Raw genomic sequence first — 13,565 nt, forward strand, 5'->3', positions numbered from 1 at the left:
TTTAAAACCAAAAACAAAATGAAGAACATTTTTAAAACCACCATTTTTGCCTTCATGCTTGCGGCATTAGGCTCTTGTGAAAATGATATCGAAGCGGTTGCAACCAAGCAATCAGGAGCTAAGCTTTTAACACCAGCATCAGGAACTGAATTAGTGTTATTAGAAGCTAATCAAGATAATATTGCCACTACGTTAGTATGGGATTACAGTGATTTTGGTATTGAAACTGCAGCTTCATACACTGTTGAAATTGCAAAATCAGGAACGGACTTTAAAGAACCTATCGCAGCTGGTACTACAGCAGATCGTTTTTTATCTTGGACGGTTAAAGAATTGAATGATGTGTTAACTAAGGCTGGGTTTGCTCCAGCTGTTCAGTCGTCAATTGATGTTAGAATTATGGGACAGTTAGGTACGTCTACTAACGCTATCAAACAATATTCTAATGTGATCACTTTAAAAGTTACGCCTTACACAGGTCTTTTAGCTTATGGTAAAACCGACTGGTTTTTAGTTGGTACAGCTGTTGTAGGGGGTTGGGATAATGATGTTGATACTACGCATCAACCTATGTTTAGAGATGGAAAAAACGCTGATAAGTATTCGTTCATAGGATTTTTTAAGGCTGGTGAATTCAAATTAATCTCTGTTAAAGGTAGCTGGGCATCTCAAGTTGGTAAAGCAAGTGCTACTGAAATTGAAATTAAAGATAATGCTGGAGCATTTGTCATCCCAACTGAAGGGTACTACAAATTTATGTTTGATACCAAAGCTTTAACGTATACCTTAGTGCCTTACACAGCTTCCTTAAAAACATATACTACCATTGGTATGATTGGTACTGCAACAGCAGGTGGATGGGATGCTGATCAAGACATGACAAAGTCTACATTTGATCCTCACGTTTGGACCGTAAAAATTGACTTAACTAAAGCTGAAACTAAATTCAGAGCTGAAAACGCTTGGGATACTAGTTGGGGAGGTACCACTGCTTTCTCTTCTATTGGTGGAACTGGCGATAACATTCCAGTAGCTGGGAAATCAAAATTCATTGTGTATTTCAGTGACATTGACGGAAGTTATTCTATGATTCCAAATCAAAAATAATTTTAGTTCATTTATTAAAAAGGGTTGTCTCTAAGGCAGCCCTTTTTTTCTTTAATCCAAACTTTAAATAATAATGAGAAAAAAATTACTTATACTGATGCTTTTGGTATGTTGGAGTGTTTTTTCACAGCAGCAAACAGCCACTCACACCATTAGTCCCGCCACTTTTGAAGAAACCACGTCGATTACTATTACTGTCGATGGTTCTAGTATCAACGAAGCGACTTGGGGAGTTACAGGAAATGCGCTATATATGTGGGCTTGGTCCTATGATAGCAATGATGCTAATGAAAGGGATTGCCCAACCAATGGTACATGGACGAATTCTAACGAAGCCAATCGTTTTACTTACAATGCTGTATCGAATACTTATACGCTAACTTTTGTTCCTAATGTGTTTTTTAACCGTAATGGGCTTGGAAGAATAGGCTTTTTAATCAAGGCTAAAGACGGAACAGGTGACAAAAAATCGCAAAACATACTTGCTGAAGTAGGAACGTTTCAAGTTACTTTGAATACTCCGGCTCAAAACAGCACCACGATTTTATCTTCAGGAGGTAGCTTAAATATTACGGCAACCAATACCAATGGCAATGCTTCCTATACTTTAAAATCCAATGGCACTGTTCTTAATACAGCTGCTGCTACAGCAAGCTATTCCTTTAATCATGCCAATATTACTGGAAATCAAAACTATGAATTAGAAGTATTGCAAGGCACAACGACTATAGTAAAGAAGTTTTCTGTTGTCGTGAATCCATCCGTGGTTTCAGAAACGATACCTGCTGGTTTAGTGGATGGTATCAACTATAATGCAAATGATGCTACTAAAGCTACTTTGGTGTTAGATGCACCTTTAAAAGATTTTGTATACGTAGCTGGTAGTTTCAACAACTGGCAACCTACAAATGCGTATGCTATGAAGAAGGATGCTACTGCTGGTTCTACCAAATTTTGGTTGGAATTGACGGGTCTTACTGCAGGGACCAATTATACTTATCAATATTGGGTAGGAAAAGAAGCTCCTTTAGCCAATTCACCAAAATTGGTCAAAACGGCCGATCCATATTCTACTTTGGTGCTTTCTCCTTTTGATGATGGTGGTATTCCATCTGCATCTTTTCCAAATATTCCGGCATATCCAACAGGTCAAGAGCGTGAAGTGACTTGGTTCAAAACAGGTCAAACTCCGTTTGCATGGAGTCTAGCTACTACTAATTTTGAAAAACCAACCAAGGAAAAATTGGTAGTGTACGAAGTACTAGTTCGTGATTTTGATTCCAGAAGAAATTATCAGGATTTAATTGATAAAATAGATTATTTCAAAAATCTGAAAGTAAATGCCATTCAATTGATGCCTGTAATGGAATTTGAAGGTAATGAAAGTTGGGGGTACAACACTTCGTTTCATATGGCGTTGGATAAGTATTATGGTACTCCAGAAAAATTGAAAGAATTTATCGATTTGTGTCACCAAAATGGTATCGCTGTAATTTTAGATATTGCATTGAATCACGCTTTTGGTCGCAACCCAATGGTGCGTATGTGGATGAATGATCCTGAAAACGATGGATGGGGAACTCCAACAGTTGAAAACCCATATTTTAATACGGTAGCAAAACACAGTTACAGTGTAGGTGAAGATTTTAATCATCAGCTACCACGTACACAGAACTATGTAAAACGAGTAGTAGAACATTGGATCAAAGAATTTAAAATCGACGGTTTCCGTTGGGATTTAACCAAAGGATTTACTCAAAATGCGCAGGGATCAGATGCACAAACCGATGCGTATCAACAAGACCGTGTAGATGTTTTAAAAAAATATGCTGATTTTTCTTGGGCTACTGATCCTTCTCATTACGTGATTTTCGAGCACTTAGGGACAGATACTGAAGAAAAGGAATGGGCAAACTACAAGGATGGGATTATGCTTTGGGGTAAAATGACAGAACAGTACAACGAACTTTCTATGGGATGGCCTAATAAAAACATCTCAAGAATGAGCAGCGCAAGTCGTGGTTTTACCAAACAACGATTAATGGGCTATGCCGAAAGTCATGATGAAGAACGCTTGATGTACAAAAATTTACAGTTTGGTAATAGTACGAATGCTGCTCATAACGTAAAAACATTGAATGTTGCTTTATCTAGAATGTCTGCTATTGGCGCGGTATCTCTTTTGGTGCCTGGACCAAAAATGATTTGGCATTTTGGTGAATTAGGTTGGGAATCTTCCATTTTTACTTGTAATAATGGAACAGTAAATGATCAATCGGCTACTATTGTTGGAGATTGTAAATTAGATACCAAACCACAACCACAATGGACAGGGAATTGGTTAGGGAATTCCGAGAGAAGTAAGATCTATAATGACTGGGCGAAAATGATTAGTTTAAAAATTAATGAGCCTGTTTTTTTAGGAGATGTGACTATTTCTAGTACTAATAGTGTAACGCCAAATATCAAAATTACCAATGCAACATTAGCAAGTACAGCACTTAAAGATGTCTTGATTGTGGCTAATTTTGGAGTAGTAGCAACTAGTGTTGCAACTGGTTTTCAATATACAGGTACTTGGTATGATTTGATGAATAATTCAGAGCTCAATGTGACCAATGTTAATCAAACAATTACATTGCAACCAGGAGAGTTTAAAATTCTAGGCAACAAAACCGCTACTTTAGCAATTGAAGATTATGAAAAAGAAGCTTCAATTAGATTGTATCCAAATCCAGCTTCCAACTATTTTACCTTAAGTACAGTAACTACTAAAGTTGAAATTTTCACGATTTCGGGCCAAAAAGTGAAGCAGTTTGAAGGTGCCGAAGCTGTGGATCAACAATTCTCAATTAGTGATTTGAACAAAGGGATGTATTTGGTTAAAGCACAAAATGCTGAAAAACAAACGCAGGTTTTAAAATTGATTAAAAACTAGTTGTAATCCCTACAAAATCAAAATAAATAAAATCGGCTGTCTCATGTGAGGCAGCCGATTTTTGCTTTTAGGTATACACTATTTTTGGTGATGGTTACACTTTTTCATTCTTTATTTCTTCCACAATTTCTGGATTCAGTAAGGTGGAAGTATCCCCGAAATTAGAAAAATCCCCTTCGGCAATTTTGCGTAATATTCTTCGCATGATTTTTCCAGAACGTGTTTTCGGCAAACCGTTTACAAATTGAATTTTGTCAAGTTTCGCAATCGGACCAATGTGATCCGAAATGTATTGATTGATTTCTTTACTCAAGTTGTCGCGATCACGGTATTCGCCAACTTCTTTTAATATCACAAAACCGTATAATGCATTTCCTTTTATGTCGTGTGGGAATCCTACAATAGCTGATTCGGCCACCGCTGGATGCTCATTGATCGCGTCTTCAATTGGTGCGGTACCCAAATTGTGCCCCGAAACAATAATGACATCATCTACACGACCTGTGATTCTATAGTAGCCTACTTCATCTCTAAGTGCGCCATCGCCCGTAAAATATTTCCCTGGGAAAGCACTGAAATAGGTTTCTTTATATCGCTTATGATCGCCCCAAATGGTTCTAGCAATACTCGGCCATGGGTATTTGATACATAAACTTCCAGTAACTTGATTGTCCTCAATCTCATTTCTTTTTTCATCCATCAAAACGGCTTGAATCCCAGGAAGAGGTAGTGTCGCATAGGTGGGTTTAGTTGGTGTTACAAAAGCTATGGGCGAAATCAAAATCCCACCGGTTTCGGTTTGCCACCATGTGTCTACCACCGGGCATCTTTTGCCTCCTACGTGGTCGTTGTACCAGTGCCAAGCTTCTTCGTTAATAGGTTCTCCTACAGAACCAATCACTTTTAACGACGCTAAAGGGTATTTTTGTACATACTCAAGATTTTCTTTGGCTAGCGCTCTAATTGCAGTAGGGGCGGTATAAAAATGAGTGACCTTGTGTTTTTCGATGATTTCCCAAAAGCGACTAAAATTAGGATACGAGGGTACGCCTTCAAAGATTACGGTAGTTGCACCGTTCAATAATGGACCATACAAGATGTAGGAATGTCCTGTGATCCAACCAATATCGGCAGTACACCAAAAAACATCATTGTCTTGGTAATTGAATACGTTTTTGAATGTGTAAGCGGTATACACCATGTAGCCAGCTGTAGTGTGTACCATTCCTTTGGGTTTTCCTGTGGAGCCAGAGGTGTACAATATAAATAGTGGGTCTTCCGCATCCATGATTTCGGCCACGTTCGAATCCGAGGCTTTGTCCAATAAAGGTTGTAACCATAAATCTCTACCAGTTTGCATGTTCACCTCACTATGAATGCGTTTGGCCACGAGTACTTTGGCCACCGATGGACATTTTTTTAAGGCTTCATCAATAATTCCTTTTAGATCAATGGTTTTGTTACCACGATAACCACCATCAGAAGTAATGACCATTTTACATTCGCTATCGTTAATTCGAGCCGCTACCGCCGTGTCTGAGAATCCTGCGAAAACTACAGAATGTATAGCACCAATTCGAGCGCAAGCCAAAACCGAAACGGCCAATTCTGGGATCATAGGTAGATAGATACACACTCGGTCTCCTTTTTGTATGCCTTGATCAAGCAATACGTTGGCCATTTTATTGACGCGTTCCGAAAGTTCGTTGTAGCTAATGTGAAGGGCATCTTCATTGGGATCATTGGGTTCAAAAATGATGGCGGTTTGTTTTCCGTTTCTGGCCAAATGGCGATCAATACAGTTTTTGGTGATATTCACTTTGGCATTGACAAACCATTTGATATCGGCTTCTGCCATATTAAAATCAATCACTTTGTCCCACTCTTGGTACCAAACAAAATTTTCTGAGGCTATTTTGTCCCAGAATTTTTTAGGTTCACGGATCGATTTTTTATAATGTTTAAAGTATTCTTCTAAGGTGTTGATTTTGTAGTAGCTCATCTTTTGTTTTTTTTTAGTTAGTTATAATAATGCTTGTACTTGTTCCACTAATTTTTTTATCGAAAAAGGTTTTAAGAGGTATAAATCAGCGCCCAATGCAAGTCCTTTTTCAATGTCTTTTTCTTTGTTTTTGGCCGATAAAAAGATCACTTTGCAATGTTGGAGTTTATCGTTTTTTTTGATTTGTCGTAAAGTTTCATAACCGTCTACCAAAGGCATCATCACATCTAAGATGATCACATCGGGTAATTGGTTTTGTACTATATCTAGGGCTTCTTGGCCGTCTCTGGCAACAAAAACCTCAAAATTATGTTTCTTAAAGGTGTATTCTAACGACATTAGAATGTTGGGTTCGTCATCCACTAAGAGTATCTTTTTCATGATGTTGCAGCTTCAGTTGTGTTATACTTGGGTAATGAAAAATAGAAGTTTACGCCTTGTTCACTCGAATTTTCTACCCATATTTTTCCTTTATGATGTTCAATGATTTGTTTACAAATGGCCAATCCCAGCCCGCTTCCTATTGGTTTTCGAACGTTTTGATTTTTGGATTGGTAAAATTTATCAAAGATAGATTCGTACTCTTCCTCATTGATTTTGTTTCCGTTGTTGTGGATACACACCAATACTAAGGTTGGGTTTTCGGTTATAGTGATGGTTATTTTTCCGTTGGGATTAGGACAGAATTTCATCGCATTCGACAGTAGATTGTGAACCACTTGTACCATGCGCTCTTCATCATAAAAAGCACGGATTTCCTTTTTTTGTGGATCAAATACTACTTGAATATTATTGCTTTGTACTACATGTTGTAATGGATGTAATGTTTTAATTATGGTTTGTATGAGATCATTTTTAGACAAATAAATTTTTTGTTTGCCGGTTTCAAATTTTTCTAAATCCAAGATTTTGTCAATGAGACGGTTCAAACGATCGGATTCTGAAATAATGTTTTGTAGAAAGCGTTGACGTAATTCTTTAGGAATTTCTTCGTCATCAATGAGTATTTCACTTGCGGCTCGTATGGCGGTAATTGGAGTTCGTAATTCATGAGTAACGGTGTCCAAAAATTCATTTTTTTGTGCATCTTTTTTCAAAAGTTCCAAGTTGGCCTCATGTAATTGCTGTGATATTTTTTGGAGAGCATGGGTTGTTTCAGTCAGTTTTTTGTTGACAATAATGTTTTCTTGTGATTCCTCAAGGATACGCAACACTTCGGGTAAAGCTATTTTTTCTTCTTTGACCACACTAGCAATTAAAATCTTGGATGAAGCCGTTCCGATATGTCCCGTTAAAAGATTTTCGGCAAATTTGATGAATCTCGCATCGGCCGTAGTGATGTTTTGATCAATGTTGTACTTGATGTGAAAAAGCGATAAGGCTCTTTTTGTTCTTTCAATCCCCAAAAAGCGTTCTAATATTTTTTGAATATCCGCTACATAAGCAATCCCTTTCCAAACAAAGGCATTTTCAAGATGACCACTGTATTTATTGATGTCTACAAACATTTCGGCATAGTTTCTTTCTCTGTAATTTCCTTTAAAACTAACGGATACCGCTAAATATGAAAGGGTATTGAATAATAAACTCCAAAATACTGCTTGCGGAATCGGATCCAAATAATCCAAGCCAAATAGTTGAAAAGGTTTTAATAGCGTTAGATTCCAAGGGCCGTTTTGTACGAATGAACTATTTGTTTCTTGTAAGCCCAATGCAAAAGGTATGATTAAGGTATAGGCACAAGTGAGAAATCCAATAAGTATTCCTGTAATCGCGCCTTTACTTGAACCTCTTCTCCAAAACAGAGCACCAAAAAAGGCAGGAGCCAATTGAACAATGACCACAAACGATACTAAGCCAATGGAATAGAGTGAGTAATCTAAAATAAAAACTTTGTAAATGATATAAGCCAAAACAATCAAGGTGAAAATACCTATTTTTCGGCTGTTGACGATGCGACGGCTGTTCTCTTTTTGTTGATTTTCTAACGAACCAATAAAGCCGTAGGGAATCAATAAATTGTTACTGACCATAGTAGCCAAGGCGATAGACGAAACAATAATCATGGAAATCGCTGCCGAAAATCCACCCAAAAACACTAATAACGTCAATGTGTCGTTTTGGAACAATTGCGGAATTAATAAGGAATAGGTATCGGAATTTAAATTTTGTCCTCGAAATAAAATACTGCCACCCCACGCAATTGGAAACACAAAGATATTAAACAGCAAGAGGTATAACGGGAACAGCCACGTAGCGGTTTTGATATGTTTGCTATGATTGTTCTCTACAACACTTGTGTGAAATTGTCTGGGCAGCAAAAACATGGCAAACATAGAAACAAGACAAAGAAAAAACCAATTGAGGGCATTTTCAATAGATCCGATGGTGTTTTTTTGGTTAAAATCTGGAAGAGAAAGAGCTTTGTTGTAAATGTCATCAAAACCATTAAAGACAAAATAAGTCACATAAATACCTAATAGTAGAAAGAAAACCAACTTTAAAATCGATTCTATGGCCACTGCCAGAACGATACCACGTCTTTTCTCAGAGGCATCTACATAACGGGTGCCGTAGTAAGAAGTAAATAATCCTAAAGCCAAACAAACATAGGTAGTCGTGTCAAAAAAAATATTTTCAGTGGATTGGGTTCGGGTAATAACATGAAAGGTGTCTGATATCGATTTGAGTTGCAAAGCAATGTAGGGAATGATGCCGACCACACACACTATAGTAACCAAAGCCCCCAAAAACCTACTGTTACCATATCGGAGTGAAATGAAATCAGCAATACTTGAAATTTTGTTGACTTTTGTTATTTGAATAATTTTTTTCAAAATCAACATCCAAGCCGGAATGATGATGATTGGGCCAATGTAAATAGGAAGATAGCTCAACCCAGATTTGGCGGCTACCCCAATGCTTCCATAGTAGGTCCATGCCGTGCAATATACCGCAAGCGACAAGGAATATACATACGGATTGTTGGTCCATTTGTAGTGTTGTTTTTTTTCGGCCCAGTGGGCAATAAAAAACAAAATGGAAACATACACCGTTAGAACCAGTAAAATGCCAAGGCTATTCATCGTATTTTTTAATTAATATAAAGCTCATGACAATCGAAAAAAACCAAACCATGAAAATATAGACATAAATAATTGGTAAACCAGCAATTGCATCGGTGCTGTCAAATAATAATAGTAACGGAAAATTTAGCGCCAAAAACAGTACTAGGCTAAAAATTAGAAATTTCTGCTCGTGTCTTTTTTTCATAATTGCTTTTTCCTTTTAACAAAGTAAGAAGTTTAAAGTTAAATCGCAACCTCTTTTTCTAAAGAGATTGCGATTTTTTTATTTTTATCGTTTGGAATGGTCATATTCACCCATGAGCGAATAATAGCCAAATATTCCCATGCCCAAGACTACTAAGGGTGTGAGGACAAACAGTATGATGATGCCAAACACCAAATCATCTTGTTTTCCTGAAGCAATTTTGGGTAAGCCAAACTCAAAAATACAAAAATAGGCGGCTGCTACAGCCAAGGCAATCCATACCATACCTAGAACTCTTTTTATCTGATCCATAATGTTAATTTTAAACGTGTTTATTGGTTTTTGAATTGTCAAGATAAATCATTCCGATCACAAAACAGACCGAAGCAATAATGATGGGATACCACAATCCTTCAAGATAGTAATTCACATCGCCTGCTTCTTTGGCATTGGTCACCAAATAAGTTGAGATGGCAGGTAGTAGTCCTCCAAATATTCCATTCCCCACGTGATAAGGCAATGACATGGAAGTATAACGAATTTTTACAGGAAACATTTCGACTAAAAAAGCGGCAATTGGACCGTACACCATAGTTACAAATAGCACTTGGACAAAGATGTAAAAAACCAACATCCACATATCGGTGTTGTTTATGGTAAGGGTTGTTTTGATGTCTGCTTTCGGTTTTCCATCTACAATTTTAGCCTGACCATTTTCTAGAGGAATGGTTTTGATTTCGACCCATTTTGTGCCATCTTCAAAAACTTTTGTGGTGGTATATATGGAATCTAGGGCTTGTTTGTTGGTTTTGGTTTCGGCTACTATCGTAGTTTGGTCTACCAGTTCCGTTTTGTTTTTGATGTTGGTGGTTTCAAACATGGCTTGGTAAATCGGGCGATATAAAAGAATCGCGATTAACATGCCGCCCATCATGATGTATTTTCTACCCAATTTGTCACTGAGCCATCCAAAAAATATGAAGAAAGGTGTACCTAATATCAAGGCAATTCCAAGTAATTGATCAACTTGCGAGGAGTCGATGGTCATTACGGTTTTTAAGAAACTCATGGCATAAAATTGCCCAGTATACCAAACGACACCTTGTCCCATTGTGGCGCCAAATAGTGCTAATAATACAAACTTCAAATTGTAGCGATTTCCAAAACTTTCTTTTAAAGGATTGGTACTCGTTTTTCCTTCGGATTTGGCTTTGGCGAATACCGGAGATTCGTCCATGTTTTTTCGAATGAGATATGAAATTCCTACCATTACGATGGATACCCAAAACGGTACTCTCCAGCCCCAATTATCAAATTCTTCTGGGGTTAATACGTTTCTTGTGGCCAAAATAACCATTAATGAAATGAACAGACCAACGGTAGCTGTGGTTTGAATCCATGACGTCCAATAACCTCGTTGTCCCACTGGGGCATGCTCGGCTACATAAGTGGCAGCTCCACCATATTCGCCACCTAAGGCTAATCCTTGTAACATTCTTAGAATAAGAACCAATAAAGGCGCCATAAAGCCAATGGTTTCGTAGCTCGGAATGCAACCGATCAAAAAGGTAGCGCCTCCCATTAAAAGTAAGGTGACCATGAAGGTGTATTTGCGTCCGATAATATCGCCTAATCTCCCGAAGAAAAGAGCTCCGAACGGGCGTACTACAAAGCCAACAGCAAAGGTGGCTAGGGTGGCTAAGAAGGCCGCAGTTGGGTTGTCGGCTGGGAAAAATTTGGTAGAAATCACCACAGCCAAACTGCCGAAGATGTAAAAGTCGTACCACTCGATCATGGTACCCATGGAGGAAGCGGAAATTACTTTCCAGATTCCTTTTGTTGATTTGTTGCTCATTGGTTGATTTTTTTTTTGGTTGTTTTTTGGATTTATAAATAGATTTGTAATTGCACTATAAATTCGCCTTTACTGTTTTCTTTTACGCCATCTGCGCTATACACTGGTCGAGTAGAATATTGAGCTGTAATTTTTGAATGTTGCCCATCGAGTAAAAAGTTGGTGCCGATATCAAATTGTGTACTTGATTTTTGTAAGGCATCAAAATCTTTATAGGTGATGGCGCCAAAGGGTTGAATTCGCACATTTGGTTTTTCCACTTTGCTAGGCAATAAAAAACCGGCTTGCGTATACCAAATAGAGCCGCTTCCAATGGTAGGTTGTGCATTACCTGGTCCTGCCATGGCTCTGTTTCCTGTAAATGAAGGGTCGGCAACGCCTACATTCATGATGCCGATATTGCGTAGATAGTTAGGGCCAAAATCATAATTATAATAAACACTATATGCGGTAACGGCCATTTTATGTTCTTTTTTGCCTACTGGCAAGTCCAAGAAGACATCGGTAGAGAAAAGATTCATGTCGTGCTTTTGAAGTTGAGCGTTGACAGAGGATTTCGTGGCGTTGGGTGCTCTATAAAAACCTGCGCCAATGTTGAATACTTTTTTGGTTCCTACGTATGACCCCACTTTAAAAGGTAATAGATTAGATTCTTGGTCTAAGAATTGGTATTCAAAATAACCTGCCGTAGCCCATTTTGCGTTACCGTTGTTGTCTACTGCAACAGCATTGGAGGCATTTGTAACATTGGTTGGCACTACATTGGTCGCAAAGGGTTTGTTGTGGCTTAGTCGGTATTCCAACTTGCCGTATTTTCCTTTCGCGAATAATCCCATTTGTCGGGCAAATTGATCAGAGTTTTCAATTAATGGCCAATTGAATATTGGGGCGTCAATGGTCAAGAAGTTTAGTGTAGAAGCCATGGTTTCTCTTGAAAGTCCCATGTAGTAGTGTAAGCCTCCACCTAGTGACAAACTGAATTTTTTGTCTTTTTGTGGTAAAACCAAGGCGTATTCATTCCAAGCGTCATGAAAAAACAACCCCGGTTTTTTACCTGCTCCGTAACCCCCAGTGCCTGTTGTACCTGATGCACCACCACTGGTGAAGGACTGGTTGTTGATTCCAAAGTGTGTCACAATCATGTAACGCGGTGAGATTTGGGAGTAGGCCAAGAAACGCAATCTACGGTTCCCAATATCAGTGGCGCTTGAGGCTGCTTCATTGCCCACCATGGTTCCAGGATTCATTTGCGAAGAGCGAAACCAAATTTGATTCCACACAATAAATCGCATGTATTTCGATCCAGCATCGTTGAGGTTGAATTTCATACCACTCGTGTATTCACTTGAGCCTTGGGCAAAGCTAAATAGAGATGTTAGTAGGAGTAGGAGTAACAGTGCACTAATTTTTTTCATATAGCTACAAATTATGGGTTACTAATGTCTATGTGATTGTTTTAATTTGAACAAAAGGAGTTTAAATTCAATGACATAGAAAATTAAATTTTTGTTTGATTTTCGTGAAGCCAAATTCCAATTTAATTTTTGATTAGCAAATAATGCTATAGATAAGTGTAAAATAGTATAGTTAATCCTTAAAACGCTCCCATTTAATGAGCATAAATTTATCGCCCAACTCAGTAATGATCATACCAGCACCTGTGAGTTGGTTTTTGTTTTTAATGTATTCTATTAATTCAGTGTGATTTAGGATTTTGTAGGTAGGATGGTAGTTTGCGTGTGAAGGTTTTTTGATATTGTATGATTTTACCCAGTTGCTAATTGTAACATGGGATACGCCAAGTATGCGTTCAATTTCTCGATAGCTTAGGCCTTCTAGATATAATTGCAATGCTTTACAAACATAATACTCGTCAATTTTTTTTCCAAGCTTGTTTACTGTGAAGCTATACTTGCATTTTTTACAAGTATATCTTTGTTTGTTGGCTATGATTCCGCTTTTGATCAGATGGTCGCTCAAGCATTTCGGACAGCTAAAAAGTTCCATATATATTTAATTTGCATAAATATAGTAATTTTGCAACATTGTAAATATATTTTTAAAAAAATGAAGCTTATTTTTTTAGAATTCCATGTTTTTCTAGTCAAAAAATCAGTTTATAGCAAAAAAATGAAGAATGTTCGATTATGCTTCGTTGCTTTTGATTAGCTCACAGCGTTGCGTTTTTTTAAATTTTGTATAAAAAAGGAGAATCGCTAGTGCGAGAACAGCCGAAAATAGCGAAATGGAAGTTCCATGAGATTATAAAACAAAAAACCCGAATATTGCTATTCGGGTTTTGTGGTACCTCCAGGGATCGAACCAGGGACACATGGATTTTCAGTCCATTGCTCTACCATCTGAGCTAAGGTACCTTGCTTGTTGCGGGT

Annotated in this window: 9 protein-coding genes and 1 tRNA gene; 2 read left to right on the forward strand and 8 right to left on the reverse strand. The window is 37.8% G+C overall.

The window, feature by feature from the left end; all coding sequences use genetic code 11:
• Positions 1 to 18 precede the first annotated feature (18 nt).
• Both AO58_RS0113485 and AO58_RS0113490 read left to right on the forward strand, forming a co-directional pair.
• On the forward strand, positions 19 to 1,107 hold the full coding sequence (locus AO58_RS0113485) for a SusE domain-containing protein (protein ID WP_024982211.1): 1,089 nt from the start codon (positions 19 to 21) through the stop codon (positions 1,105 to 1,107).
• 73 nt (positions 1,108 to 1,180) lie between these two features.
• Positions 1,181 to 4,045: an alpha-amylase family glycosyl hydrolase gene (locus AO58_RS0113490; protein WP_024982212.1), complete on the forward strand. Its 2,865-nt coding sequence runs from the start codon at positions 1,181 to 1,183 to the stop codon at positions 4,043 to 4,045.
• A gap of 94 nt (positions 4,046 to 4,139) precedes the next feature.
• On the opposite strand, the gene acs is transcribed toward AO58_RS0113490, so the two are convergent.
• The 8 genes from acs to AO58_RS0113535 all read right to left on the reverse strand — a co-directional run bounded on the left by acs (position 4,140) and on the right by AO58_RS0113535 (position 13,550).
• On the reverse strand, positions 4,140 to 6,047 hold the full coding sequence (acs, locus tag AO58_RS0113495) for an acetate--CoA ligase (RefSeq protein WP_024982213.1): 1,908 nt from the start codon (positions 6,045 to 6,047) through the stop codon (positions 4,140 to 4,142).
• Between the two features lie 21 nt (positions 6,048 to 6,068).
• Positions 6,069 to 6,428: a response regulator transcription factor gene (locus tag AO58_RS0113500; protein WP_024982214.1), complete on the reverse strand. Its 360-nt coding sequence runs from the start codon at positions 6,426 to 6,428 to the stop codon at positions 6,069 to 6,071.
• Positions 6,425 to 9,133, reverse strand: coding sequence for an ATP-binding protein (locus AO58_RS0113505; RefSeq protein ID WP_024982215.1), 2,709 nt, complete (start codon positions 9,131 to 9,133; stop codon positions 6,425 to 6,427). Before AO58_RS0113505 ends, AO58_RS0113500 begins: the two co-directional genes overlap by 4 nt.
• Before the next feature lie 271 nt (positions 9,134 to 9,404).
• Positions 9,405 to 9,632 carry a DUF6814 family protein gene (locus tag AO58_RS0113515; RefSeq protein ID WP_024982217.1) on the reverse strand — a complete coding sequence of 76 codons (228 nt, stop codon included), beginning with the start codon at positions 9,630 to 9,632 and terminating at the stop codon, positions 9,405 to 9,407.
• A 10-nt stretch (positions 9,633 to 9,642) separates the two neighbouring features.
• Complete coding sequence (locus AO58_RS17305; protein ID WP_035717838.1) at positions 9,643 to 11,175, reverse strand: MFS transporter; 1,533 nt, start codon at positions 11,173 to 11,175, stop codon at positions 9,643 to 9,645.
• A 32-nt stretch (positions 11,176 to 11,207) separates the two neighbouring features.
• On the reverse strand, positions 11,208 to 12,590 hold the full coding sequence (locus AO58_RS0113525; protein ID WP_024982218.1) for a hypothetical protein: 1,383 nt from the start codon (positions 12,588 to 12,590) through the stop codon (positions 11,208 to 11,210).
• Positions 12,591 to 12,762: 172 nt separating this feature from the next.
• Positions 12,763 to 13,182, reverse strand: a complete 420-nt coding sequence (locus tag AO58_RS0113530) for an IS1/IS1595 family N-terminal zinc-binding domain-containing protein (RefSeq protein ID WP_024982219.1) — start codon at positions 13,180 to 13,182, stop codon at positions 12,763 to 12,765.
• A gap of 295 nt (positions 13,183 to 13,477) precedes the next feature.
• Positions 13,478 to 13,550, reverse strand: a tRNA-Phe gene (locus AO58_RS0113535).
• Between the last annotated feature and the right edge of the window lie 15 nt (positions 13,551 to 13,565).

Source organism: Flavobacterium succinicans LMG 10402 (assembly GCF_000611675.1).
Classification (GTDB): Bacteria; Bacteroidota; Bacteroidia; order Flavobacteriales; family Flavobacteriaceae; genus Flavobacterium; species Flavobacterium succinicans.